General features: G+C 72.0%; 21 protein-coding genes. 14 read left to right on the top strand and 7 right to left on the bottom strand.

Annotated elements, in window-relative coordinates; all coding sequences use genetic code 11:
* Nucleotide 1: 1 nt before the first annotated feature.
* On the bottom strand, nucleotides 2-1,123 hold the full coding sequence (locus KBC94_RS25645; RefSeq protein ID WP_294377173.1) for an ABC transporter substrate-binding protein: 1,122 nt from the start codon (nucleotides 1,121-1,123) through the stop codon (nucleotides 2-4).
* A gap of 183 nt (nucleotides 1,124-1,306) precedes the next feature.
* Between KBC94_RS25645 and KBC94_RS25640 the strand changes: the two genes are divergently transcribed.
* From KBC94_RS25640 to zwf, 14 genes are all read left to right on the top strand, one after another.
* On the top strand, nucleotides 1,307-2,263 hold the full coding sequence (locus tag KBC94_RS25640) for an AEC family transporter (RefSeq protein WP_294377170.1): 957 nt from the start codon (nucleotides 1,307-1,309) through the stop codon (nucleotides 2,261-2,263).
* A gap of 159 nt (nucleotides 2,264-2,422) precedes the next feature.
* A complete protein-coding gene (locus tag KBC94_RS25635; RefSeq protein ID WP_294377167.1) occupies nucleotides 2,423-3,571 on the top strand; it encodes a porin in 1,149 nt (382 codons plus the stop codon).
* Nucleotides 3,572-3,584: 13 nt separating this feature from the next.
* On the top strand, nucleotides 3,585-4,127 hold the full coding sequence (locus KBC94_RS25630) for a hypothetical protein (RefSeq protein ID WP_294377165.1): 543 nt from the start codon (nucleotides 3,585-3,587) through the stop codon (nucleotides 4,125-4,127).
* A gap of 223 nt (nucleotides 4,128-4,350) precedes the next feature.
* On the top strand, nucleotides 4,351-5,904 hold the full coding sequence (locus KBC94_RS25625; RefSeq protein WP_294377163.1) for an ATP-binding protein: 1,554 nt from the start codon (nucleotides 4,351-4,353) through the stop codon (nucleotides 5,902-5,904).
* Nucleotides 5,901-6,599: a response regulator gene (locus KBC94_RS25620; protein ID WP_294377160.1), complete on the top strand. Its 699-nt coding sequence runs from the start codon at nucleotides 5,901-5,903 to the stop codon at nucleotides 6,597-6,599. Before KBC94_RS25625 ends, KBC94_RS25620 begins: the two co-directional genes overlap by 4 nt.
* Before the next feature lie 146 nt (nucleotides 6,600-6,745).
* Nucleotides 6,746-7,000 (top strand): hypothetical protein, encoded by a 255-nt coding sequence (locus tag KBC94_RS25615; protein ID WP_294377157.1) that lies wholly within the window; start codon nucleotides 6,746-6,748, stop codon nucleotides 6,998-7,000.
* A 39-nt stretch (nucleotides 7,001-7,039) separates the two neighbouring features.
* Entirely contained in the window at nucleotides 7,040-10,405 is a 3,366-nt protein-coding gene (locus KBC94_RS25610) for a DEAD/DEAH box helicase (RefSeq protein ID WP_294377155.1), read from the top strand.
* A gap of 102 nt (nucleotides 10,406-10,507) precedes the next feature.
* Entirely contained in the window at nucleotides 10,508-12,067 is a 1,560-nt protein-coding gene (locus KBC94_RS25605; RefSeq protein ID WP_294377153.1) for a class I adenylate-forming enzyme family protein, read from the top strand.
* Nucleotides 12,068-12,106: 39 nt separating this feature from the next.
* A complete protein-coding gene (locus tag KBC94_RS25600) occupies nucleotides 12,107-12,433 on the top strand; it encodes a transcriptional regulator (protein WP_294377150.1) in 327 nt (108 codons plus the stop codon).
* A complete protein-coding gene (locus KBC94_RS25595; protein ID WP_294377149.1) occupies nucleotides 12,414-12,710 on the top strand; it encodes a helix-turn-helix domain-containing protein in 297 nt (98 codons plus the stop codon). The genes KBC94_RS25600 and KBC94_RS25595 overlap by 20 nt, the downstream gene beginning before the upstream one ends.
* 5 nt (nucleotides 12,711-12,715) lie before the next feature.
* The gene (locus KBC94_RS25590) at nucleotides 12,716-13,441 is read left to right on the top strand and encodes an AraC family transcriptional regulator (protein WP_294377146.1); all 726 of its coding nucleotides are present in this window, start codon (nucleotides 12,716-12,718) and stop codon (nucleotides 13,439-13,441) included.
* A gap of 201 nt (nucleotides 13,442-13,642) precedes the next feature.
* On the top strand, nucleotides 13,643-14,194 hold the full coding sequence (locus KBC94_RS25585) for a cytochrome b (protein ID WP_294377142.1): 552 nt from the start codon (nucleotides 13,643-13,645) through the stop codon (nucleotides 14,192-14,194).
* 132 nt (nucleotides 14,195-14,326) lie between these two features.
* The gene (locus KBC94_RS25580; RefSeq protein ID WP_294377139.1) at nucleotides 14,327-15,178 is read left to right on the top strand and encodes a DMT family transporter; all 852 of its coding nucleotides are present in this window, start codon (nucleotides 14,327-14,329) and stop codon (nucleotides 15,176-15,178) included.
* 252 nt (nucleotides 15,179-15,430) lie between these two features.
* Nucleotides 15,431-16,894: a glucose-6-phosphate dehydrogenase gene (gene zwf / locus KBC94_RS25575; RefSeq protein WP_294377137.1), complete on the top strand. Its 1,464-nt coding sequence runs from the start codon at nucleotides 15,431-15,433 to the stop codon at nucleotides 16,892-16,894.
* A 39-nt stretch (nucleotides 16,895-16,933) separates the two neighbouring features.
* Here zwf and KBC94_RS25570 read toward each other — a convergent pair whose 3' ends face one another.
* The 6 genes from KBC94_RS25570 to KBC94_RS25545 form a co-directional block, all read right to left on the bottom strand.
* Complete coding sequence (locus KBC94_RS25570) at nucleotides 16,934-17,779, bottom strand: undecaprenyl-diphosphate phosphatase (protein ID WP_294377134.1); 846 nt, start codon at nucleotides 17,777-17,779, stop codon at nucleotides 16,934-16,936.
* 212 nt (nucleotides 17,780-17,991) lie between these two features.
* Nucleotides 17,992-18,369, bottom strand: coding sequence for a DUF2628 domain-containing protein (locus KBC94_RS25565; protein WP_294377131.1), 378 nt, complete (start codon nucleotides 18,367-18,369; stop codon nucleotides 17,992-17,994).
* 230 nt (nucleotides 18,370-18,599) lie between these two features.
* The gene (locus KBC94_RS25560) at nucleotides 18,600-19,025 is read right to left on the bottom strand and encodes a hypothetical protein (RefSeq protein WP_294377128.1); all 426 of its coding nucleotides are present in this window, start codon (nucleotides 19,023-19,025) and stop codon (nucleotides 18,600-18,602) included.
* A 71-nt stretch (nucleotides 19,026-19,096) separates the two neighbouring features.
* Nucleotides 19,097-20,146, bottom strand: a complete 1,050-nt coding sequence (locus KBC94_RS25555) for an NADP-dependent oxidoreductase (protein ID WP_294377125.1) — start codon at nucleotides 20,144-20,146, stop codon at nucleotides 19,097-19,099.
* 215 nt (nucleotides 20,147-20,361) lie between these two features.
* Nucleotides 20,362-21,765 carry a HAMP domain-containing sensor histidine kinase gene (locus tag KBC94_RS25550; protein ID WP_294377121.1) on the bottom strand — a complete coding sequence of 468 codons (1,404 nt, stop codon included), beginning with the start codon at nucleotides 21,763-21,765 and terminating at the stop codon, nucleotides 20,362-20,364.
* Complete coding sequence (locus tag KBC94_RS25545; protein ID WP_294377118.1) at nucleotides 21,762-22,568, bottom strand: response regulator transcription factor; 807 nt, start codon at nucleotides 22,566-22,568, stop codon at nucleotides 21,762-21,764. The genes KBC94_RS25550 and KBC94_RS25545 overlap by 4 nt, the downstream gene beginning before the upstream one ends.
* Between the last annotated feature and the right edge of the window lie 35 nt (nucleotides 22,569-22,603).

Here is a 22,603-nt window from a genome sequence, read left to right as displayed (position 1 = left end):
GTCAGCCGTTCTTGCACGCCTTGGCGGCGTCGACGACGGCCTGGTGATCGAAGCGGTTGATCGCCTCCACGAAGCCCGGCTTGAGGTAGAGCATCGACTCGACCGGCACCGTGCGCTTGATCAGCCCTTCGCCCTGCATGAAGTCCTGCATGCGGCCGTAGGCGGCCGGGTCCATCGCGCCGATCAGCTTGCCGCCATTCATGGTGTGCGCGGCCTTCATGGTGTCCAGCTGCGTGTTGAGTAGCGCCAGGTCCCACTTGGCCAGCGTGGCCTCGTCGGCGCCGGTGGGCTTGGTGGAGGGGAAGCTCTTCCAGTGGATGCGGCGGGCGCAGTCCGGGTTGGTCCAGGCGAAGAGCGTGGCCTTGGCGGCGCCGCGGGAGATGGCCTCCACCATCGCCGGGTCGGCGTCGATGGTCTTCTGCATGGTGGCGAAGGTGAAGTCGGGCAGGGCGCGCCAAGCCGGCGCGTACAGCACCCGCAGCGGTGTGCCGGCGTTCTGGAAGCCGGTGAGCGCCGAGCCCCAGAACATCAGGGCCTGCACCCGGTCGCTCTTGAGCGCTTCGAGCGCGGGCGCACCGGCGCCGGTGGCGATGATCTGCACGTCCTTGTCGGGGTCGATGCCGTTGGAGCGCAGGTAGCCCTTGAGCAGCGGCACACCGCCGGTGCCCAGGCTGAAGATGCCGATCTTCTTGCCCTTGAGGTCCGTCACGCTCTTGATGGGGCCGTCCTGCGTCACGCCGATGCCCCAGTCGATGACGCCGGTGCCCATGAGCCCGCGTACGGCCACGTTGTTGTCGGTGTTGGCCTGGATCAGGCCGGTGGAGTTGACCTGCGCGAACTCCACGCCGCCGGCCACCATCTGCTGGATGCCCTGCAGCGAGCCACCCACGGTGACCACCTTGACGTCGTAGCCCTCCTCCTTCCAGTAGCCCAGCGCGATGGGCAGCGTGAGCCAGGGATAGGTGACGTTGACCACCTGCGTGCCCAGGGCGATGGTGACGGGCTTGAGCGGCTTGGCGGGTGCCTGCCCATGGGCCGGCGCCAGCGCCGCGAGAGCGGCCGCAAAGCCCAGGGCCAGGCGGGCAAAACCAATACGCAGAGCGGTTGTCGTGGGGGAGAGCATGCGGGGTCCTCTGTCTTGATGCAGGAAAAGATAGCACCCGTGAAGTTCACCTTGGGATCAGATTTCAGCAATTCATGTACTGATTTTTTGCACATTCAGACGCAGCGCGGCATGGGGCTGTTCGATTCGCAAACGACGCGGATCGGGACGCATGGCTACAGTGCCGGGCTCGCCGGACCCGCCATGCTCGCCATCCTTTCGATCACCGTTCCCATCTATCTCGCCATCGCTGCCGGCTGGCTGGTCACCCGCAGGGGCCTGTTTGCCCGGACGGACATGCGGGTGCTGGGGCAGTTCGTCATCCGGCTGGCGCTGCCGGCCCTGCTGTTCAGCGCGCTGGTCCAGCGACCGACGGGCGATGTGCTCAACCTGCGCTACATGCTGCTGTACGCGGTGGGGTCGCTGCTCACGCTCTTCGTGGGCCGCTGGTGGGCGGCGCGACAGGCACCCGCCGGCAGCCCCGTGCCGGCGCTCGTGGCCATGGGCATGAGCTGCCCCAACAGCGGCTTCGTCGGCTACCCCATCCTGTCGATGGTGATCGCGCAGAGCGCCGGCCTGGTGCTGGGCCTGAACATGATCGTGGAGAACCTGCTGCTGGTGCCGCTGGCCATGGCGCTGGCTGATGCCGCCGACGGCCGCGGCGATTGGCGCCTCACGCTGCGGCGCACGGCGCACAGCCTGGCGCGCAACCCCATGATCTGGGCCATGGCGGCGGGCGTGGCGGTGGCGCTGACCGGCCTGCGCCTGCCGGCGCCGCTGCTGCGCACCATCGGTCTGTTCGCGCAGGCCAGCACCGCACTGTCACTGTTCGTGATCGGCGGCTCGCTGGTGGGCCTGGGCCTGGCGGGCATGCGCCGCCAGGTGCTGCGCATCGCGGCCGGCAAGCTGCTGCTGCACCCCGCTTTGATGCTGGCCGTGCTGCTGGCCGCCGAGGCGCTGGGCATGCCGCCCATGGAGCCGGCGCTGCGCCTGGCGCTGGTGCTGTCGGCGGCTGCGCCCATGCTGAGCATCTATCCGATCCTGGCGCAGCCGCATGGCCAGGATTCGCTGGCGGCCGCCTCGCTGCTGGCCACCACCGCCCTGTCCTTCTTCACCATCAGCGCCCTGCTGGCGGTACTGCCACACCTGCTCGGCATGTAGCCGCGGCACGCCGGGCCCGCGCTGCGCCCTCGCACGGCAGCGTGGGCCCATTCAAATTTCCTCCGACTTTGCCCCCGACCATTCGCTCGCGCCGGTCTCCTGCCGGCGCCCATGGTTCCGGCCGACGGCCGGCCGTGGCTCGAAAGGAACGGAGCAAGAATGAAGAACACCCTCGTCGCCCTGGCCTGCGGCGCGCTCGCCGGGGCCGCCTCGGCCCAATCGTCTGTCACCCTCTTCGGCACCATCGACACGGGCGTGACCTATCAGTCGGCCACGGCCACCGATGCCACCACCGGCCTCACCACGCGCCAGAGCCGCACCAGCCTGGGCAACTCGGGCTACGGCAACAGCAGCCTGGGCCTGCGGGGCGTGGAAGACCTCGGCGGTGGCCTGGCCGCCAGCTTCTGGCTGGAGGCGCCGCTGTCCACCGACGATGGCGCCGGCAGCCTGGCGTTCACACGCCGCTCGACGGTGAGCCTGTCGGGCCGTTTCGGTGAGATCCGCCTCGGCCGCGACCGCACCGCCAACTCCCTGAACGACACGATCTTCGACCCCTTCGGCGGCAACGGCTCGGGCGCGAACATCATCGGCGCGGTGAGCGCGGCCGACACCGGCCTGGCGACCAACTACCTGCGCGCCAGCAACATGGTGAGCTACTTCCTGCCGGCCACGCTGGGTGGCTTCTACGGTCAGGTGCAGTACGCAGCGCACGAGAACGTCGATACCAGCACCAGCCTCACCGGCACCAGCGATGCGGGCCGCTACACCGGCGCGCGCTTCGGCTATGCCAACGGCCCGCTCGACATCGCCCTGGCCTCCGGCCAGACCACCGTGACCGACAGCGGCAGCCTCACCCGCACCGTGCGCCGCAGCAACCTGGGGGCCACCTACGACTTCGGGCCGGTCAAGCTCTTCGGCGAACTCTCCAACGTGCGCGACCGCTCCGACACGCTGCAGACCTCGCTCAGCAACAACTACGACGGCTACCTGATCGGCGCCAGCATGCCGGTGGGCGCGGGCCTGATCCGCGCCTCCTACGGCCAGGTGCGCTACGACGAAGGCGCGCTCGCGCCGCTCTACGGCGAAGCGCCGCGCTCGCGCAAGCTGGCGCTGGGCTATGTGCACAACCTGTCCAAGCGCACGTCGCTGTATGCCACCGTGGCGCGCATCAGCAACCGCAACGACAGCGCCTACACCGGCAGCCTGTCGGCCGCGGCCACCACCGGCTACGGCTCGGTGGGCGTGGGCTACAGCGGTCTGCCGAAGTCGTCCACGGGGTACGACTTCGGCATCCGCCACAACTTCTGACCGGGAGGCCGCCGTGAGAGCTGGAGCCCGCACCGACGCCACCGCCTGGCGCACCGCGCCCGCGAGCCTGCCTGCCGGCGTACAGCCGGCCGACACGACGGCCGACCTGCGCGCCGTGCTGGCCGCCATGGCAGCCGGGCCGCGCCTGGCGCCGGGCGTGTCCGTCGACTGGCAATTGCCGGCCCATGCCCTGTGGGTCGCCATGGCGCCGAACGGCCTGGCACAGGTGCTGGGCCGCCTGCTCGCGCTGGCCGCCGAACTGCTGGCGCCCGCCGGCGGCGTGCTGCGCGTGCACGCACGCGCCGAAGGCGCCACCGCCGCCGTCTCGGTGGTGGACGAGCCGGCAGACCGGCAGCCGCCCGCGCTGGCCCGGCGCGTGCACGGCTTCTCGCAGGCCGTGCATCCGGAGCGCGACGCCGCGCTGCGGCCGCTGGCCGAATGCGCCCAGGCCATCGATGCCCACCGCGGCCGCCTCTATGCCGCCCCCTCGGCCTGGGGCGCGATGGGGGCCACGCTGCGACTGCCCCTCGTGCCATCCGTGAAGGAGCAAGCCTGATGTCCCCCTCGAAGCAAACCGGCCGCGGCTACCGTGCCCTGGGCCCCGTCACCGCGCTCGTCGGCGTGTTCAGCGGCGCATGGCTCAGCTGGAGCCCGTGCACTGCCGACCCGCACCCGAGTCACCAGGATTTGTTTACCCTCGGCCCCATCGTCCAGCACGCCCCCCCGCCCGGCGAGTTGCCCTGGCCCTTCCGGCCATCGGCGCGACCGGCGGCAGCCCAATGCCCCGCCTGACGCTCACGCGCAAACTCTTCCTGGCCCTGGCCACCCTGCTGCTCACGCTGATGGTGGCCTTTGCCGTTTCATCGATGCTCTCGCTGCGCAGCGGCCTGGGGCCGTACGTGGCCGAGATCGAGATCCGCCGGCTGAGCTGGCTGGCCGAGCGGCTGCAGCAGCACTACGTGGCCAATGGCAACTGGTCGCGCCTGCGCGGCAATGAGGAGGCATGGAACCGGCTCCAGCGCGGCGAGGTGGACCCGGCCTCGCTGGCGCCACGCGAACGCCCGCCCAGCCTCTGGGACCGGTCCTCGCGCGGTGGCGGCTGGACCCTGCCCTTCGGCGAGGACCGCGAGCCGCCCTCGCCCCTGGAGCCGGGCGGCCGCGTCGCGCCGCCCTGGTTCTTTCCCTTTCCCCGCGGCGAGGGTGGCCCGCCCGATCTGATCTTCAAGCGGCTGGCGGTGGTCGACACGGCCGGCAAGCTGGTGGTGGGCGCCAAGGTGGACCCGGCCACAGCGGCGCACCTGCCCATCCGCAGCGGCACGGTCATCATCGGCCAGCTGCTGCTGGCGCCCATGCAGGGCCTGGAGCACGAAGCCGACCGCGCCTTCCTGGCACGGCACTCGGGCTTCATCGCGCTGGCAGGCGCGGTCGGCCTCGTGGCCGCGCTGCTGATCGCAGGCCTGGTCGGCCGGCGCTGGCTGGCGCCCATCGACGACCTCACCCACGCGGCCCGGGCCGTGGCCCGCGGCCGGCTGGGCACGCGCGTGCACGTGCAGGGGCAGGACGAGCTGGCCCTGCTCGGCCGCACCTTCAACACCATGGCCGACCGCCTGGACAAGGCCGAAGCCGGCCGGCGCGCCTGGCTGGCCGACGTGGCGCACGAACTGCGCACCCCCCTGGCGGCCATGCGTGCCGAGATCGAGGCCATCCAGGACGGCGTGCGCAGCTTCGACGACCGCACCGCCCTGCGCCTGCATCGGCAGGTGATGCGCCTGACCCAGCTGGTGGACGACCTGCGGCACAGCATGGACAGCCATGGCACCACGCTGCGCGAGCATGCGCCCACCTACCCGCTCACGCTGCTGCAGGAGGCACTCGCCGCCACGCGCGATCGCTTTGCGCAGGCCGACATCGCGGTCGAGGCCGACAGCGTGGGCCGCCTGGCCGAAGAGCGGGCGCCCCGCGTGCTGGGCGAGGCCCGCAAGCTCAGCCAGGTGTGGATCAACCTGCTGGAGAACACGCTGCTCTACACCGACGCGGGCGGCCGCCTGGCGATCGAGGCGCGCATCGACCGGGTGGACGGCGGCCCGGCCCTGGTCGTGCAGCTGGACGACAGCGCCCCCGGCGTGACCGAGGACGAGTTGCCGCGCCTGTTCGACCGCCTGTTCCGCGCCGAGGCCTCGCGCAACCGCGCGCTGGGTGGCTCGGGCCTGGGCCTGGCCATCTGCCGCGCCATCGTCGACGCCCACGGCGGCGACATCGAGGCCGGCGCATCGCCGCTCGGCGGCCTGCGCATCACCCTCTTCCTTCCCCTTTCGGACACCGAACCCTCATGACCCGCATCCTCATCGTCGAAGACGAAACCGACATCGCCGACGTGCTGCGCGACTACCTGCGCCGCGAGGGCCACCAGACCGACCATGTGGCCGACGGCCGCGAGGCGCTGCGCCACATGCTGGAAACCCCGCCCGACCTCACGCTGCTGGACGTGATGCTGCCCGGGCTGGACGGCCTGTCGGTACTGCAGCAGGCGCGGGTGCACACGCAGCACCCGGTGATCATGCTCACGGCCCGCACCGAAGAGGTCGACCGCCTGCTGGGCCTGGCCCACGGCGCCGACGACTACGTGTGCAAGCCCTTCTCCCCGCGCGAGGTGGTGGCCCGCGTGGCCGCCGTGCTGCGCCGCACGCGCGCACCGCAGGAAGTGGCCGCCGCCGCGCACGGCATGGAGCTGGACGAGAGCTGCTGGCATGCCTCGCTCGGCGGGCAGCCGCTCAACCTCACCCGACGCGAGTTCTCGCTGCTGCGCGTGCTGGCCCGGCAGCCGGGTCGCATCTTCTCGCGCGCACGGCTGCTGGAGCTGGCCTATGAAGACGATGTCGACGTCACCGAGCGCGCCATCGACAGCCATGTGAAGAACCTGCGGCGCAAGCTGTCGCAGGCGGCGCCCGAGCACGAGTGGATCCGCTCGGTCTACGGCGTGGGCTTCTCCTTCGAGGCGCCTCCGGCGCCGGCCGCACCCCGCGGCTGAGCGGCCGCGCGTCCCGTGCCCGCGAGTGTGGCGGGCGCGCGTCGGTCTGCGGTGGGATGTGCACTTTGCCACCCCGCTGCGCAATGCCTCCCAGGTCGGCGCCAACACTGATGTCTTCCTCCAAACACCCAGAAGGGACGCAAGACATGGCTTCATTCCGACCACTCGCCGCCGCAGGGGCCGCCCTGCTCGCCGCCGGACTTTCCGGCTGCATCATGCTGCCGCCACCCCCGCCACCGCAGGCCCATGCCCAGTGCATGATGCGCCCCGCCGGCGGCCCGCCGATGCCGCGCCCCGACGCGGAGGCAGGCTGCGGCGCGCCACGTCCGGGCCCGGGCCCGGGCCCGGGCATGGGCTTCGGTGAAGGCGCCATGCCGCGCGGTGGCATGTCCATGCCCTGAGCGGCGCCGCCACGCATCTGGGGCACACTCCGGGCCCCGATGCGCGCCGCCTTCCTGATCGCCCCCGCCACACTCGCCCAGCACCTGCCCGTTGCCGCCTACCAACGGGGCCTGGAGGCCTATCGGCGCCAGCAGGTCGTCAGCCATTCGCTCGCACCGGCCAGCCGCAGCGAATGGCGCATCGAGGGCGAAGTGCAGGGCGAGGACCGGCAGGTGCACGAATGCAGCGTGCTGCTGGAGCTGGACGCGGATGGCCGCATCGCCAGCTTCGGCAGCGACTGCAGCTGCGCCGCCGGCAGCCGCTGCCGGCATGCGGTGGCCCTGACGCTCAAGGCCGCCTACCAGAGCGGCACCGTGCGCGGCGCCGAGCCGCCCTCCCCGCCCCGGCCCGCACCACCCGCTGTGCCCTCGGGGCTGCCGCCTTCGCTGGGCCTGTTTGACGAGCTGGTACCGCCACCGGCCGCGCCCGAGAGCGATCCTCCGATTTACCTGCTGCAGGAAAGCCGCCGCAGCCCGCGCGAGCCGGCACGGCCGCTGCTCGCCTGGCGGCTGGCCAGGCCGCTCAAGCGTGGCGGCTGGGGCCGGCTGCGCTCGCCTGATGCGGATGCGATGGTGCGGCTGGGCCTGCCCGGCAGTGGTTTGTCCGAGTCCGATCGCGACTGCCTGGCCCACATCGGCCGGCTCGGCGGCGCCTTCTACCTGCACACGGCCAGCGGTCTGCTGCAGGGGGCGGAGGCCCCTTCGGCCCTGCAGGCCGCGGCCCGCACCGGCAAGCTCTTCCTGGCCGATGCGGAGGGCCGGCCGCAGGGCGCGCCGCTGCGCTGGGGGGCGCCGCGCGCCATCGGCTGGCACTGGGCGCCGGCCACGCTGGGCGATGCGCCGGCCTGGATGCTGCAAGCCGTCCTGGCCGAGCCGGCGGAAGGCCGCACGCTGTATGCCGCGCTGCCGCCGCTGTACCTGGACCGGGCCGCCGGCGAATGCGGCGTCGCCGAGGCCGCGGGCATGTCGCCCGCGCAGCTGACGCAGCTGCTCACCCTGGGGCCGCTGCCGCAGTCAGCCTTCGACGATGCGCAGGCCGAGCTGCTGCCGCGACAGCTGGGCATGCCACTGCCCGCCCGCGCCGACCATCCGGAACCCTGGCCGGTCAGCCTGCCGCAGCCCTGCCTGCGCCTGCGGCCGGTGCCGCCGGCCGAGCGCGCCGCGCGCGGCCTGCTCGTCGCACTGCTGGACTTCGACTACGGCGGCCTGCGCGGCCACTGGCCGGAGCATCCAGCGCGGGTGCTGGCCGAGCACGACGGGCGCCGCGTGCTGCTGCAGCGCGACCTGGCCGCCGAGCAGTGGGCGCGCCAGCGCCTGCAGGCGCTGGACCTGTCGGTCGACGCGCTCGGCCGCTGGCACGGTGCCTCGGCGGCACGCTGGCTGGACTGGGCCGTGAGCGGCTGGGCCGCACTGACGAATGCCGGCTTCCGTGTCGAGCCCGACCCCGCCCTGCGCGGCCTGGCCGAGCCGCCCCATGCACTGGCGCTGCGCATCGTGGAAGGAACGCCCGAGGACGCGGCGCCCGCTGGCGAAGCCCCGGACGAGCGTTCCGCCTCGCCCTGGTTCGAGCTGTCGCTGGGCATCGAGATCGACGGCGAGCGCCACAACGTGCTGCCCTGGCTGCCGGGCCTGCTGGCGCAGATCGAACACGGCCCCGACGGACCCCAACTGCCCGACTGGCTGTGGCGCGAGCAGCCCGACGGGCGCTGGCTGCGCCTGCCCTCCGCCCCGCTCAAGCCCTGGCTGCAGGCCCTGCTCGACCTCGTGGCCGAGCGCCCCGCCCCCGACTGGGAGCAGGCCGCGACGCTGCGCCTGACGCAGGTGGAGGCCCTGCGCATCGGCGCCACGCTGGACGACGGCGCGGTGTGGGACGGCGCGGACCGCCTTCGAGAGTTGCTGCGCCAACTGGGCGGCGACGCCGCGCTGCCCACGGTGCCGGCACCGGCCGGCCTGCAGGCCGCCCTGCGTCCGTACCAGCAGCAGGGCCTGGACTGGCTGCAGTTCCTGCGCCGCCACCGGCTCGGCGGCATCCTGGCCGACGACATGGGCCTGGGCAAGACGCTGCAGACCCTGGCGCACCTGCTGCGCGAGAAGGAAGATGGCCGCCTGGACAGGCCCTGCCTGGTGCTGGCACCGCTGAGCCTGCTGGGCAACTGGCGGCGCGAGGCCGCGCGCTTCGCGCCCGCCCTGCGCACCGCCGTGTGGCACGGACCGCAGCGCCATGGCCGCGGCGGCTTCGGCGGCACGGACCTGGTCATCGCGCCCTATTCGCTGCTGCCGCGCGACCGCGTCTTCTGGCAGAAGCAGGCCTGGCACGTGGTGGTGCTGGACGAGGCGCAGCAGATCAAGAACGCAGACTCGCAGGTGGCGCAGGTGGCCGCCAGCCTGGAGGCGCGCCAGCGCGTGGCCCTGTCGGGCACGCCGCTGGAGAACCACCTGGGCGAACTCTGGAGCCTGTTCCACTTCCTCATGCCCGGCTTCCTGGGCAGCCAGGCGCGCTTCCGCGAGGTCTTCCGCACGCCCATCGAGCGGCATGGCGACAGCGCCTGCCTGGAGCAGCTGCGCAAGCGCGTCACGCCCTTCCTGCTGCGGCGGACCAAGCAGAACGTGGCCAAGGAGCTGCCCGACAAGATCGAGACCCTGAGCGCCGTCACGCTCGAAGGCCCGCAGGCCGACCTGTACGAGACCATCCGCCTGGCCACCGAGCGCCAGGTGCGCGAGTCGCTGGCCGAGCGCGGGCTGGCGCGTTCGCAGATCCAGGTGCTCGATGCGCTGCTCAAGCTGCGGCAGGTGTGCTGCGACCCGCGCCTGGTCAAGTCGCTGCCGGCGGCGCAGCAGGTGCGCCAGTCGGCCAAGCTGGCATGGCTGATGGACGTGCTGCCCGAGATGCTGGAGGAAGGCCGGCGCGTGCTGCTGTTCTCGCAGTTCACCAGCATGCTGTCGCTGATCGAGGCCGCCCTGCGCGAGCGCGGCCTACGCTGGACCACGCTCACTGGCAAGACCACCGACCGCGAGGCCGCCATCGCCCGCTTCACCCGGGGCGACGTGCCGCTCTTCCTCATCAGCCTGAAGGCCGGCGGCGCGGGCCTGAACCTGCCCGAGGCCGACACCGTCATCCACTACGACCCGTGGTGGAACCCCGCCGTCGAAGCGCAGGCCACCGCCCGCGCCCACCGCATCGGCCAGCAGCGGCAGGTGATGGTCTACAAGCTGGTGGCCGAAGGCACCATCGAGGAACGCATCCTGGCCATGCAGGCGCGCAAGGCGGCACTGTCGCAGGGCCTGCTCGAAGGCGGCGCCAGCGGCGACCGGCTGCTGTTCACCGAGGACGACGTGGCGCTGCTGCTGCGGCCGTTGGGGAACTGAAGCGCAGTCTGGCGGGCAAGCAGGCGACAGGCCGCGCAAGACCACGCCGCTATGCTGGCCGGCAGAACGGCCGCAGCCGGCCGCGCCCTCAGGAGACGCTTCATGACCACCCAGCAATTCGTGGCCGACCACGCCTTCGGCACCGTGTCCGACCTCATCCGCGCGCATGCCCGCGAACGGCCCGGCCGTGCGGCCCTGGCCGATGCGCACGGCCGGCTCGACTACGCCGCGCTCGACGCCCGCATGGACCGCGTCGCCGCCGCCCTGCAACGCGACGGGCTGGGCGTGGGCGATGCCATCGCCGTCTGCGCCAATGCCTCGGTGGACTACGTCTGCGTCTTCCTCGGCGCCCTGCGCGCGGGCGTGGCGGTGGCGCCGCTCGCCCCCGGCAGCGCACCGGACAGCCTGGCGCGCATGGTGCGCGATGCGGATGCCCGCCTGGTGTTCGTCGATGCCGTCGGCAACGCGGCCATGGGTGATGCGGGCGAGTCCGCCGCGCCGCGCATCGCGCTGCAGGGCGAGGTGGCCGGCGCCCGGCCGCTGGCGGACTGGCTCGCGCCCGAAGGCGCCACCCCGCAGCCAGCCGAGGTGCAGCCCGCCACGCCCTTCAACATCATCTATTCGTCGGGCACCACCGGCGAGCCCAAGGGCATCGTGCAGGGCCACGGCATGCGCTGGGCCCACATCCAGCGCGGTGCGGTCTACGGCTACGGCCCCGAGTCGGTCACGCTGCTGTCCACACCGCTGTACTCCAACACCACGCTGGTGGTGTTCTTCCCCACGCTGGCCTTCGGCGGCTGCGTGTGGCTGATGCCCAAGTTCGACGCGGGCCAGTACCTGCAGCTGGCCGAGCGCGAAGGCGTGACGCACACCATGCTGGTGCCGGTGCAGTACCAGCGGCTGATGGCGCACCCGGACTTCGACCGCCACGACCTGTCGCGCTTCCAGGCCAAGTTCTGCACCAGCGCGCCCTTCCGCGCCGAGCTCAAGGCCGACGTGCTGGCGCGCTGGCCGGGCGGGCTGATCGAGTTCTACGGCATGACCGAAGGCGGCGGCACCTGCATCCTGGAGGCGCATGCCCACCCCGACAAGCTGCACACCGTCGGCTGCGCGGCGCCAGGCAGCGACATCCGCCTGATCGACGACGAGGGCCGCGAGGTGCCCGCGGGCGAGGCCGGCGAGGTGGTGGGCCACTCGGCCGGCATGATGGTCGGCTACCACAAGCAGCCCGCCAAGACGCGCGAGGCCGAATGGTTCGCGCCCGACGGCAAGCGCTTCATCCGCACTGGCGACGTGGGCCGCTTCGACGCCGACGGCTTCCTCACGCTGTTCGACCGCAAGAAGGACATGGTGATCAGCGGCGGCTTCAACCTCTACCCCAGCGACCTGGAAGCCGTGCTGCGCCGCCACCCGGCCGTGGCCGACTGCTCGGTGATCGGCATTCCCTCGGAGCAATGGGGCGAGACGCCCGTGGCCTACGTGGTCCACCGGCCCGGCGACACCACCGCGCCCGAAACCATCCGCGAATGGGCCAACGAGCAGTTGGGCAAGACCCAGCGTCTGGCCGGCCTGCGCTTCATCGACGAGCTGCCGCGCAGCGCCATCGGCAAGGTGCTCAAGCGCGAGCTGCGGGAGCGCTGGGCCGCGGCCCCTTCAAACTGACTCTCGGGTTGCTATACGCTTCTCGCGTATGATCGACCGATGTTCACGGTGAGCGAAACGCGGGCTTTCGTGCGCAGCATGGCGGCGATCTGGGCAGAGGGCGAGCGCGAGGCCTTCATCGACTGGATCGCCCGCAACCCGCTGGCCGGCGACCTGATCGTGGGTTCTGGCGGGCTGCGCAAGGTGCGCTGGTCGCGCGCCGGTGCGGGCAAGCGAGGCGGCGCGCGCGTCATCACCTATGCCTTGCTGGACGAAGGCCAGGTCTGGCTGTTGATCGGCTACACCAAAGCGCGCTTCGACACGCTGCCCACCGAATTCCTGGTTCAACTGCGAGAGGAGATCGACGATGCCCCGCCGAAACGCTGATGCGGAAATGCAGGCCTTCCAGAACGATCTTCTGGAGGCCGTGAAGGACATGAAGGCCGGTCGGGCCGCCCGCGTCACGCGCGTGGAGATTCCCGACGCTGCCGATGCACGCGCCCGCGTCGGTTTGTCGCAGACGCAGTTCGCACAGTTGCTGGGTGTGTCGGTGCGCACTCTGCAGAACTGGGAGCAGGGCCGCTCCCAGCCCTCCGGCGCGGCACAGACGCTCATCCGTGTGGCTCGCGTGGCACCGCAGGTGCTGCGCAGCGTCGCGCCCTGACGCCGATGACGTGGCGCTCCGCCGTCAGCAGCGGGCCGACGCCCGCCGCCCTCTCGCTGCGCGACTACGGCCCGTCGCGCGGCAGCCATGCGCACGACCACTTCCAGGTGCTGGTGGCGCTGCAGGGCGTGCTGGCGCTGGAGGTGGAGGGCCGGGGACGGCGCCTGGCCGCGGGCCAGGGTTTCGTCGTGGCGCCGGGCGATCGCCACGACTTCGAGGCCGAGGCGGGCGCCAGCCGCTGCCTGGTGCTGGACACCCGGGACGCGGCCTGGACGCCGCATGCGGGCCGCGCCGCCGAGGGCCCACGGGCGGCGGCACTGGCGCATTACCTGGGACTGTGTCTGGCCCAGCCGCAGCCGGCGGCGCTGGCGCTGGCCCAGGCTCCCTGGCTGCTGTGCGAAGCCTGGACCGCACCGCCCTCGCGGCGGCTGCGCGGCCGGCCCATCGACTGGGCGGCGCTGTCGGCCTGGGCCGCGGCCCACTGGCAGGGGCCCCTGGGCGTGGAGGACCTGGCCGCGCGCGCCTGCCTCAGCCCGAGCCAGTTCGCCCAGCGCTGCCGCGATGAGCAGGGGCTGAGCCCGCTGGCCTGGCTGCGCGCCCTGCGCCTGGCGCAGGCGCGCCACCTGCGCGCCCAGGGCCTGGCGGTGGCCGAGACGGCGCGCCGCACGGGCTACCGCTCGCCGTCAGCGCTCACGGCGGCGCTGCGGCGCGACGGCGGCTGGCGCACCTGAAGGGCACCGTCTTCCCGGTCGGGCGCGCTGCCAGCCTGCGGCGGCCTGCCTTTGACGCACACCAAACGCCGCGCGCCGTCTTAAGACTGCCTAAATGCCCTGGAGGGACCATGGCGCCCGTTCCGGCCCATGCCGCCTCGCCTTCCGCGGGCCGCACCGGCCGCCCGGCCCGCCAGGGCCTCATTCCACGATGCGCCCGCCATGACCACCGCCACACGCTCCCACCCACGCTACACACCCTCCGCCATCGCCCTGCACTGGGGCATGGCGCTGCTCATCGTCGCCGTCTACGGCTGCATGCTGGGCTCGGACAACTTCCCGCGCGGCAGCGACACCTACCTCCTGCTGCGCGGGCTGCACTACAGCCTGGGTCTGCTGGTGCTGCCGCTGGCCTGCCTGCGCCTCGCGCTGGTGGCCCGGCAACCCCGCCCCGCCATCGTGCCGGCGCCGGCCGTCTGGCAGGAGCAGTTGGCGCGTTGGATGAAGTTCGCGCTCTACGGGCTGATGCTGGCGATGCCGCTGCTGGGCTGGCTCTCGTTGGCGGCCAAGGGCACGCCGGTGGCCTTCTTCGGCATGCCGCTGCCTTCGCCGCTGCCGCCGGCGCCCAACCTGGCCCACCTGATCAAGGAAGTGCACGAGGCCGGCGCCAGCGTGGGCTATGCACTGGTGGGCGCCCACACGGCCGCGGCCCTGGTGCACCACCATGTGCTGCGCGACAACACCCTGCGCCGCATGCTGCCCGGGCGGGCCTGACAAGGTGTGAACGCTGGCGCCGCTTTCGTCCCCGAGCGGCCCACCGCCCGAGGCCTCTCCCTCCTTGCCAGATCGCAGTCGCGCGACGAGAGACCGGCGGCGCGCGACGATGCGCCCGCCTAAGCTCGGCGGATGCGCCTTCTCTCCGCCTCCACCCTGCATGCCCTGGCCGCCATCGCGCTGTGGGCCTCACTGGCCTCGCTGGGCACCGCGCTTGCGCATGTGCCGCCCTTACTGCTCACGGGCGCCGCGCTGATCATCGGCAGCCTGCCGAGCTGGCCGCTGGTGCTGCGCGACCGGCGGGCCTGGGCGGTGCCGCCGCGCACGCTGGCGCTGGGTGTCTACGGGCTCTTCGGCTTCCACTTCCTGTTGTTCATCGCGCTGCGCCATGCGCCGCCGGTGGAGGCCAACCTGGTCAACTACCTCTGGCCGCTGGGCATGGTGGTGCTGGCGCCGGTGCTGCTGCCCGGCACGGCGCTCCGGCCCTTGCATGTGGTGGCGGCGCTGCTGGGCTTTGCCGGCGCGGCGGTGGCGATCCTGGGCGCGCGCAGCCCGGGCGGCGCCACCGGCTTCGCCTGGGGCTTCGTGCCGGCGCTGGGCTCGGCCTTCATCTGGGCCAGCTATTCGCTGTGGACGAAGCGCGTGCCGGCCTTTCCCACCTCGGCCATCGGCGCCTTTGGGCTGGTCTCCGGGCTGCTGGCCCTGGCCTGCCATGCACTGCTGGAGCCGGCAACCAGCCTGTCGGCGCGCGACTGGGCGCTGGTGGCGCTGTGCGGGCTGGGTCCGCTGGGCGCGGCCTTCTTCTTCTGGGACCGGGCGCTCAAGACGGGTGATGCGCGACAGATCGGCATCCTGAGCTACCTGACGCCGCTGTTGTCGACGACCCTGCTGCTGGTGGTGACCGGCCGGCCGCTGACCGGCGGCATCGCGGTGGCGGCCGCAATGATCGTGTCGGCGGCGGTGATGGGCTCGCGGGCGCGCTGAACGGCGTCGCCCCCGCCCCACGGCACCCGCAGCACCCGCGGCGCACGCGCGGGCCCTCTGCGTGAAGAATGTCGCGTGTGACGCTGCAACAGCGTGTCCGGCGCGCGGCGGGACGACGAAGAGCGCTTCGTTGGCACTGAATTCGCTATGGCCGATGGCACAAGGCAGGCGTCCGGCGCATGCCTTCGTGAAGAACAATCCATCCATCCCCCGCTGTCACACCCGCACATTCCAGAAGAGAGGACATCGTTCATGGCCAAGATCCAACCCGGCGTGGGCCCACGCTTTCCCCAGGTGGTGGTGCTCGTCGGCGCCACCGGCGACCTGGCGCGGCGCAAGCTGCTGCCCGGCCTCTTCCACCTGTGCAGTGCCGGCTTCATCCCCGCCTGGCGCATCGTCGGCTGCTCGCTGGACGATCTGGATGCCGAGGGCTTCCGCCGCTTCGCCCGCGCCGCGCTGGACGAGTTCGGCAGCCGCAAGGTCGACCAGGCGGCCTGGGAGGCCTTCGCCGCCACGCTCGACTACGTGCCGCTGTCGGCCGGCGCGCCGGCGCTGGCCGAGGCCGTGGCCCGGGCCGAGGCGGAACTGGGCACCGAGTCCCGCCGCCTGCACTACCTCAGCGTGCCGCCCAAGGCCGCGCTGCCCGTGGTGCGCACCCTCGGCGAGGCCGGCCTGGTCGAGCGCGCGCGCATCGTCATGGAAAAGCCCTTCGGCACCGACCTGACCAGCGCCCGCGACCTGAACGCGAAGCTGCACGAGGTGTTCGAAGAGGAGCAGATCTTCCGCATCGACCACTTCCTGGGCAAGGAGGCGGCGCAGAACATCCTGGCCTTCCGCTTCGCCAACGGCCTGTTCGAGCCGATCTGGAACCGCACCTTCATCAACCACGTGCAGATCGACGTGCCCGAGACGCTGGGCCTGGGCAAGCGCAGCGCCTTCTACGAGCAGACCGGCGCCTACAAGGACATGGTGGTCACGCACCTGTTCCAGATCCTGGGCTTCGTCGCCATGGAGCCGCCCACCTCGCTGGAACCGGCGCCCATCAGCGAGGAGAAGAACAAGGTCTTCCGCAGCATGCTGCCGATCCCGCCCCAGGACGTGGTGCGCGGCCAGTACGCCGGCTACCGGCAGGAGGAAGGCGTGGACCCGGACTCCGACACCGAGACCTTCGTCGCCCTCAAGTGCCACATCGACAACTGGCGCTGGGCCGGCGTGCCCTTCTACCTGCGCACCGGCAAGCGGCTGGCCGAGGGGCAGCGCGTGATCTCCATCGCCTTCCGCGAGCCGCCCAAGAGCATGTTCCCGGCCGGCAGCGGCGTGGGCTCGCAGGGGCCCGACCACCTGACCTTCGACCTGGCGGACGCGTCGAAGATGTCGCTGTCGTTCTACGGCAAGCGCCCCGGCCCGGGCATGCGGCTGGACAAGCTGAGCCTGCAGTTCGCGATGAACGACACCGGCTACGTGCACGAGGTGCTGGAGGCCTACGAGCGGCTGATCCTGGACGCCATGCGCGGCGACCGCACGCTGTTCACCACCGCCGAGGGCATCGAGCGGCTGTGGGAGGTGTCGCAGCCGCTGCTGGAGGCGCCGCCGCCGGTGCGGCTGTACCAGCCCGGCTCATGGGGCCCGAAGCCGGTGCACCAGCTGATCGCACCGCATGCGTGGCGCCTCCCTTTCGAGCGGGCGTGGCGGCCGACGAGCCAGGGCCAGGGCTGAGCCCCTGACCCGTCCGCTGCGCCTTTTTGCGCTTTCAGCTCACCCCAACCACAGCACAAAGGCCGAGGCCACCAGGCAATAGGCACCGAACAGGTACCACCGGCCCGACTCCAGCCAGGACGACAGCCAGCGCAGCGCCGCCAGGCCCGCGAGGAAGCTGAGCGCCATGCCGAAGGCGCTCGGCGCCAGCACACGGCCGAGGTCGTGCACGGCCACCGCATGGCCGGTGGCCGGGGCCGTGAGCAGCCGGTGCGCCTCCTTGACGATGACGGCCGGCGTCAGCACGACGGCCAGGGCGAAGCTGAATTCCTCGGCCTTTCGCCGTTCGATGCCCGCCGCCATGGCGGTGGAGATCGTGGCCCCCGAGCGGGAGAAGCCGCGGAAAGGCAGGCACAGCCCCTGCACGGCGCCGATGAGCATCGCCGAGGGGCCGCCGACGCGCCGGCCGGCCCGCTCGGGGATGAAGGACGCCGCAATGATCAGCACGCCCGCCGCGGCCAGCGCCGCGGCCATGAGGCGCGAATTGCCGAACAGGTGCTCGATCTCGAAGTTGGGATCGGACGCCAGCACCCAATGCTTGATGGCGAACTGCAGCCCGAGGCCGACGACGCCCGTGCAGACCGTGGCCAGCGCCACGGCCGTCGCGTTCTGCCTGAAGGAGGCCCATGAGCCGAAATAGGCCTTCTTCCAGCTGCGCCAGAAGTAGGCGATGACGGCGAACATCGTGCCGGTGTGGAGCATGACGAGCAGCATCGTCATCTCGGGCGTGGTCGGGTCCAGCCCCATCAATTTCTCCGCAGCGATCACGTGCGCGGAGCTGGAAACGGGGAGCAGTTCGGCGGCGCCCTGGATGAGGGCCAGGATGGCGACTTGGAGGGCGTTCATGGTCGCGGACAGGATGTCGAAGTGATTTCAGTACCGCCGGCGGCCTGGCATGGCCCGCGCGACCACCCTTCATTCGTCGGTGAGCCGTCGATTCTCTTCAGACAAGCTGACGGCCACGCGACTGCGCGGCAGCTGAAGCGGCCCATCACGAGGTTCGCCGTGATCGAGCCGATGGCCCCTTCATCCGGGGACGCCGCGGCGAGGCACTTCGTTCACACCGGCCGGGCCGCATGCGCCAGGGCCGCATCCGCCGTGTCGGCCTCCAGCGTCGCCAGCCTGTCGTAGCCACGGCGCACCAGGTCGGCGTCGCGCCAGGCATTGCCCTTGAAGGCGGGCAGCAGCCACAGCACGAAGTACCCCGCGCTGAGCAGCAGGTAGACCAGCGCCTGGGCGCCGCTCTCGGGCGCGCGGTCGGTGGCGCTCTCGATCAGCGCCAGGACGAGATAGACCGCGAACCACAGGCCGGCGCGCCGCCAGAGCTTCTTGAACAGCATCCAGAAGAGGCCGAAGAAGAAGGCCGGCCAGGAGAAGCCGACCTTCACGGCCTCCAGGCCGTGCGTCGGATGCGTGTACACGTTGTAGGTCCTCATGATTCCCTCATCGGCCGCAGCCGCCCTGTGACGCGAACACGGTACAACGGCAAAGGCCCCTTCGCCTTGTGCCAGGTCGCCCATGCGGTCGAGCGTGGCCGAGGTGGGCGCAGCGCCGCGTGTCGAGCAGTCGCTGCCGCACCGCGGCCGCTCAGCCGGCGTGGGTGGCGACGAAGCTGGCGGTGGTCATGGTCTGGCGCTGCAGAGGCGCCGGCGCAGGAAGGGGGCGCTCACCAGTTGCAGGACTGCGTCCCGGTGTGCGCGATGTCCTGCGAGAAGGAGAACACCCGTCCGTCCTTGGCCGAGGTGTAGGTGAAGTCGGTGATGTTGGCGCCCTGGCGGCGCACGGTGTAGACGCCGTTGATCCTGCCCTCGAGCACCTCGACCCAGCGGTCCTCGAAGGCCCAGGGCCGGCCTTCGGGCCGGTCGGTGGTGCGGCTGCTGGCGACGACGATGGGGATGGCCTTCTTCGAGCCCTTGTAGAGCACATAGCCACCGCTCCACTCGACGTTGGTGTCGACGACCTGCCGGAACTCCAGCGAGATCGGCCTGGGCCCGGAGGAGCTCAGGCAGCGGAAGTCCTCCTGCAGGGCCGCATGGGCGGTGGCGGCGCAGGCGGCAAGCAGGACGGCGGCGATGGGCGACGCAGGCTTCATGGGCAAAAGATGCTCCTGGGGCAAGGACGGATGGGGCCTGCAGCGTAACGCGGACGCACGGCCCGCCGGTGTCAGGCCACCTTGAGCACCAGCTTGCCGAAGTTGCCGCCCGAGAAGAGCTTGGCCAGCGCCTCCGGGAAGTTCTCCAGCCCGTCGACCACGTCCTCGCGGCTCTTCATGCGACCGTCCTTGAGGTAGCCCGCAAGCTCGGCGATGGCCTCGGGGTAGCGGTCGGCGTAGTCGAAGACCACCATGCCTTCCATGCGGGCGCGGTTGACCAGCAGGCTGAGGTAGTTGCGCGGACCGGCGGTGGGCGCGCTGTTGGCGTTGTTGTACTGGCTGATGGCGCCGCAGATGACGATGCGGGCCTTGGGTGCCAGCTTGGCGAGCACGGTGTCGAGGATGTCGCCGCCCACGTTGTCGAAGTACACGTCCACGCCGCGCGGCGCATGCTGCTTGAGGCCTTCACGCACGGCTTGCGGGCTGGCCTTGTAGTCGATGCAGGCGTCGAAGCCCAGCTCCTTCACCACCCAATCGCACTTGGCCGGGCCGCCGGCGATGCCGACGGTGCGGCACCCCTTGATCTTCGCCAGCTGGCCGACCGTCTGGCCCACGGCACCTGCGGCGCCCGAGACGACGACCGTGTCGCCCGCCTTGGCCAGGCCCACGTCCAGCAGGCCGAAGTAGGCCGTCATGCCCGGCATGCCCAGCACGTTGAGCCACTGGCCGGGCGTGCCGGCGGCAGGGTCGATGCGGCGGACGTCGCCGCGCTGGATCTGCGCATGGCCGAAGGCGGCGAAGTCCTGGATGCCGAGCAGCCCCGATACCGCGTCGCCCTCGGCGAAGCCGGGGTTGCGCGAGGCCACGACGCGGCCGATGCCGCCGGCACGCATCACCTCGCCGATGCCCACCGGCGGGATGTAGCTGCGGCCCTCGTTCATCCAGCCGCGCATGGCAGGGTCGAGCGACAGCAGTTCGGTGCGCACCAGCACGCCGCCTTCTTCCACCGCGGGGATGGGAGCGTCGGCGACGAAGTCGAAGTCCTCGCGCGTGGCGGCGCCCTGCGGGCGGCGGGCCAGGCGGAACTGGCGGTTGGCGGTGGCAGCGGGGGTGGCGGTCATTCGGGTGTCTCCTGGTGCGATGTCTTCGGGGCCGAGCGGACGGTCGCGGGCATGCTAGCCAGGGGCCGGGCGGCGGCTGGTTGCGCAGGCGACAGCACCGGCAGGCCTGCGCACCACTCGCCGATGCGCGACGCGGCAAACGGCAGAACACGCACGGCCGGCGACGGGGCCGCGGGCGGCGCAACGGCGGGTGCGCTCGCCCTGGCGTCAGCGGATCAGCGCAGCAGCGCCGTCACCGCCAGTCCCGGCTTCGCCAGCCGCAGGTCGAGCCGGCCGCCGTGGGCCTGCGCCACCAGCCGGCACAGGTACATGCCCAGCCCCACGCCCCCGCCGCCGGCACCGCGCGCCCTCGCGCTGTCGGGGCGGTAGAAGGGCTCGGCCAGGCGTTCGAGCTGGTCCTCGGGCACACCGGGGCCGAAATCGCGCACCTCGATGCAGACGCCGTCGGGCTCATCCGGCGCCGTGGGTGCGCGGTGCAGCGACAGGCGGGGCGGCTGCGGTCCGGCGCCGTGGTGCAGCGCATTGGCCAGCAGGTTGCGCAGCAGCAGCCGCACGCGCGCCCGGTCCAGCGACAGCGCCGGCAGGTCGGAGGCGGCGTCCACCTGCACGGCCTCGGCCAAGGGCAGGCCGCGCGCGACCAGCTCCTGCATGACCTCGCGGGCCAGGGCCGGCAGGTCGACCGGCTCACGCTGCAGGGCCGCATGCGGGCTGGACAGGCGCTCGCCTTCGAGCAGGTCGCTGATGAGGTCGCGCATCTCGTTGAGGTCGCGCAGCAGTGCGGCGCGTTCGGCCGCACCGTCGGGCGTCTCGGGCAGCAGTTCGGCATTGAGCCGGGCCCGTGTCAGCGGCGAGCGCAACTCGTGGCTCACCGCCAGCAGCAGCGCACGCTTGGCGTCGAGCATGCGCTTGATGTCCTCGGCCACGGTGTTGATGTGCTGCGCCAGTTCGCCCAGTTCGTCGCGGCGGCGCAGCGGAATGGGCCGCGAGAAGTCGCCCCGACCGAAGCGCTCGGCACCGGCGCGGATGTCCTCCAGCGGTCGCAGCAGCTTGTGGACCACGCCGTAGGCCAGCAGGATGAGGCCGACGACCAGCGCCACCATCGCCCCGTCGAAGCCGTCGTTGGCCTGCTGCATCAGCCGCGGGCTCCAGCCGAAGGTGATGCGGTGGCCGTCGGCGGTGCGGCGCACGTACCAGGGGTCTTCGCCGGGCGCGGTGGGCACGCGCGGGGTGAGCCAGTCGCGTCGGCGATGGCGCTCGTCGTCGGGGTCGGACGCCCAGTTGACCACCGGCCCGCTGATGCGCAGCGAGATGGGCAGCCGCGCGGCCAGCTCGCGCGCCTTCTCGACGCTGGGCGGGCTGCCGATCTCGTCGACCACGCGGCCCATGTAGTCGCTCAGCAGCGGCTGGGCCACGGCGCGCCAGCCGGTGCTGCCGAAGGCCGCGCGGAAGCCGCCCAGGAAGACGATGGTCATCGCCAACGCCAGCACCACGAAGAGCGTGACCAGCCGCAGACGCAGGGAATGGCTCCAGCGCTGGCGCCAGCGGCGGCGGCGCTGGAAGCGCCGCGGCACGAGGCCGTCGCAGGCGGGATCGGCCGGGGCGCGACGGTGGGAGGTCATGAGCCAGCGCCGGGCGGCCGGTCGGCGGTGGCTTGCGCGCCGTTCTGCCCTTCGTCAGGCTCAGGGCGGACGGGGGGACGGGCCGGGGTCGAACCCGCCTCCTCGACCACGCGGCCGACGGCCAGGGTGTAGCCGGCGTTACGCAGCGTCTTGATGCAGTCCAGCGGCTCCAGCTTGCGGCGCAGGCGGCTGACGACGATGTCCACCGCACGGGTGAACAGGTCGGCCTCGTGGCCGCGCAGCCGGTTGAGGATGTCGTCGCGGCTGAACACCTTGCCGGGCTCGGAGGCGAGCAGGGCCAGCAGCTCGAATTCGGTGCCGGTCAGCTCAAGCCGCTCGCCATGGCGCAGGACCTCGCGGCGATCGAGGTCGATGGCCAGGCCGTCGAAGTCATGGCGCTGCGCAGACGCCGGCGCCGCGGCGGGGCGCACGCGCTGCCGGCGCAGGATGGTCTGCACGCGCGCCACCAGCTCGCGCGGCTCGAAAGGCTTGGGCAGGTAGTCGTCGGCGCCCAGCTCCAGGCCAACCACACGGTCCATCACGTCGCCGCGGGCGGTGAGCATGACGATGGGGATGTCGCTGTCGGCACGGATCTGCCGGCACAGGGCGAAGCCGTCCATCTCCGGCAGCATGACATCGAGGATGGCGGCGTCGTAGGGGTGGGCACGCAGCCTGGCCAGCCCCTCGCTGGGCCGCAGCGCGCAGTCGAGCGTGCAGCCGAAGCGGGCGAAGTAGCTCGCGAGCGGCGGCCCGAGATGCACGTCGTCGTCGATCAGCAGGATGCGGGGCGCGTCGGTGGACATGGCGGGATTGTGCCCAGGGGCGTCGCGCGCACCGC

Origin of the sequence: Pseudacidovorax sp. (assembly GCF_017991995.1) — a bacterium.
Taxonomy (GTDB): domain Bacteria; phylum Pseudomonadota; class Gammaproteobacteria; order Burkholderiales; family Burkholderiaceae_C; genus Xenophilus.
This window is presented reverse-complemented; position numbering and strand designations above follow the sequence as displayed.

Excerpts from the sequence above, each read along its gene's own strand:
- KBC94_RS25545 (WP_294377118.1), bottom strand. The coding sequence starts at position 22,568 with ATGTCCACCGACGCGCCCCGCATCCTGCTGATCGACGACGACGTGCAT.
- KBC94_RS25640 (WP_294377170.1), top strand. The coding sequence starts at position 1,307 with ATGCTCGCCATCCTTTCGATCACCGTTCCCATCTATCTCGCCATCGCT.
- KBC94_RS25555 (WP_294377125.1), bottom strand. The coding sequence starts at position 20,146 with ATGACCGCCACCCCCGCTGCCACCGCCAACCGCCAGTTCCGCCTGGCC.
- KBC94_RS25635 (WP_294377167.1), top strand. The coding sequence starts at position 2,423 with ATGAAGAACACCCTCGTCGCCCTGGCCTGCGGCGCGCTCGCCGGGGCC.
- KBC94_RS25595 (WP_294377149.1), top strand. The coding sequence starts at position 12,414 with ATGCCCCGCCGAAACGCTGATGCGGAAATGCAGGCCTTCCAGAACGAT.
- KBC94_RS25645 (WP_294377173.1), bottom strand. The coding sequence starts at position 1,123 with ATGCTCTCCCCCACGACAACCGCTCTGCGTATTGGTTTTGCCCGCCTG.
- KBC94_RS25570 (WP_294377134.1), bottom strand. The coding sequence starts at position 17,779 with ATGAACGCCCTCCAAGTCGCCATCCTGGCCCTCATCCAGGGCGCCGCC.
- KBC94_RS25605 (WP_294377153.1), top strand. The coding sequence starts at position 10,508 with ATGACCACCCAGCAATTCGTGGCCGACCACGCCTTCGGCACCGTGTCC.
- zwf (WP_294377137.1), top strand. The coding sequence starts at position 15,431 with ATGGCCAAGATCCAACCCGGCGTGGGCCCACGCTTTCCCCAGGTGGTG.
- KBC94_RS25580 (WP_294377139.1), top strand. The coding sequence starts at position 14,327 with ATGCGCCTTCTCTCCGCCTCCACCCTGCATGCCCTGGCCGCCATCGCG.
- KBC94_RS25615 (WP_294377157.1), top strand. The coding sequence starts at position 6,746 with ATGGCTTCATTCCGACCACTCGCCGCCGCAGGGGCCGCCCTGCTCGCC.
- KBC94_RS25565 (WP_294377131.1), bottom strand. The coding sequence starts at position 18,369 with ATGAGGACCTACAACGTGTACACGCATCCGACGCACGGCCTGGAGGCC.
- KBC94_RS25585 (WP_294377142.1), top strand. The coding sequence starts at position 13,643 with ATGACCACCGCCACACGCTCCCACCCACGCTACACACCCTCCGCCATC.
- KBC94_RS25590 (WP_294377146.1), top strand. The coding sequence starts at position 12,716 with ATGACGTGGCGCTCCGCCGTCAGCAGCGGGCCGACGCCCGCCGCCCTC.
- KBC94_RS25610 (WP_294377155.1), top strand. The coding sequence starts at position 7,040 with ATGCGCGCCGCCTTCCTGATCGCCCCCGCCACACTCGCCCAGCACCTG.
- KBC94_RS25600 (WP_294377150.1), top strand. The coding sequence starts at position 12,107 with ATGTTCACGGTGAGCGAAACGCGGGCTTTCGTGCGCAGCATGGCGGCG.
- KBC94_RS25560 (WP_294377128.1), bottom strand. The coding sequence starts at position 19,025 with ATGAAGCCTGCGTCGCCCATCGCCGCCGTCCTGCTTGCCGCCTGCGCC.
- KBC94_RS25625 (WP_294377163.1), top strand. The coding sequence starts at position 4,351 with ATGCCCCGCCTGACGCTCACGCGCAAACTCTTCCTGGCCCTGGCCACC.
- KBC94_RS25620 (WP_294377160.1), top strand. The coding sequence starts at position 5,901 with ATGACCCGCATCCTCATCGTCGAAGACGAAACCGACATCGCCGACGTG.
- KBC94_RS25550 (WP_294377121.1), bottom strand. The coding sequence starts at position 21,765 with ATGACCTCCCACCGTCGCGCCCCGGCCGATCCCGCCTGCGACGGCCTC.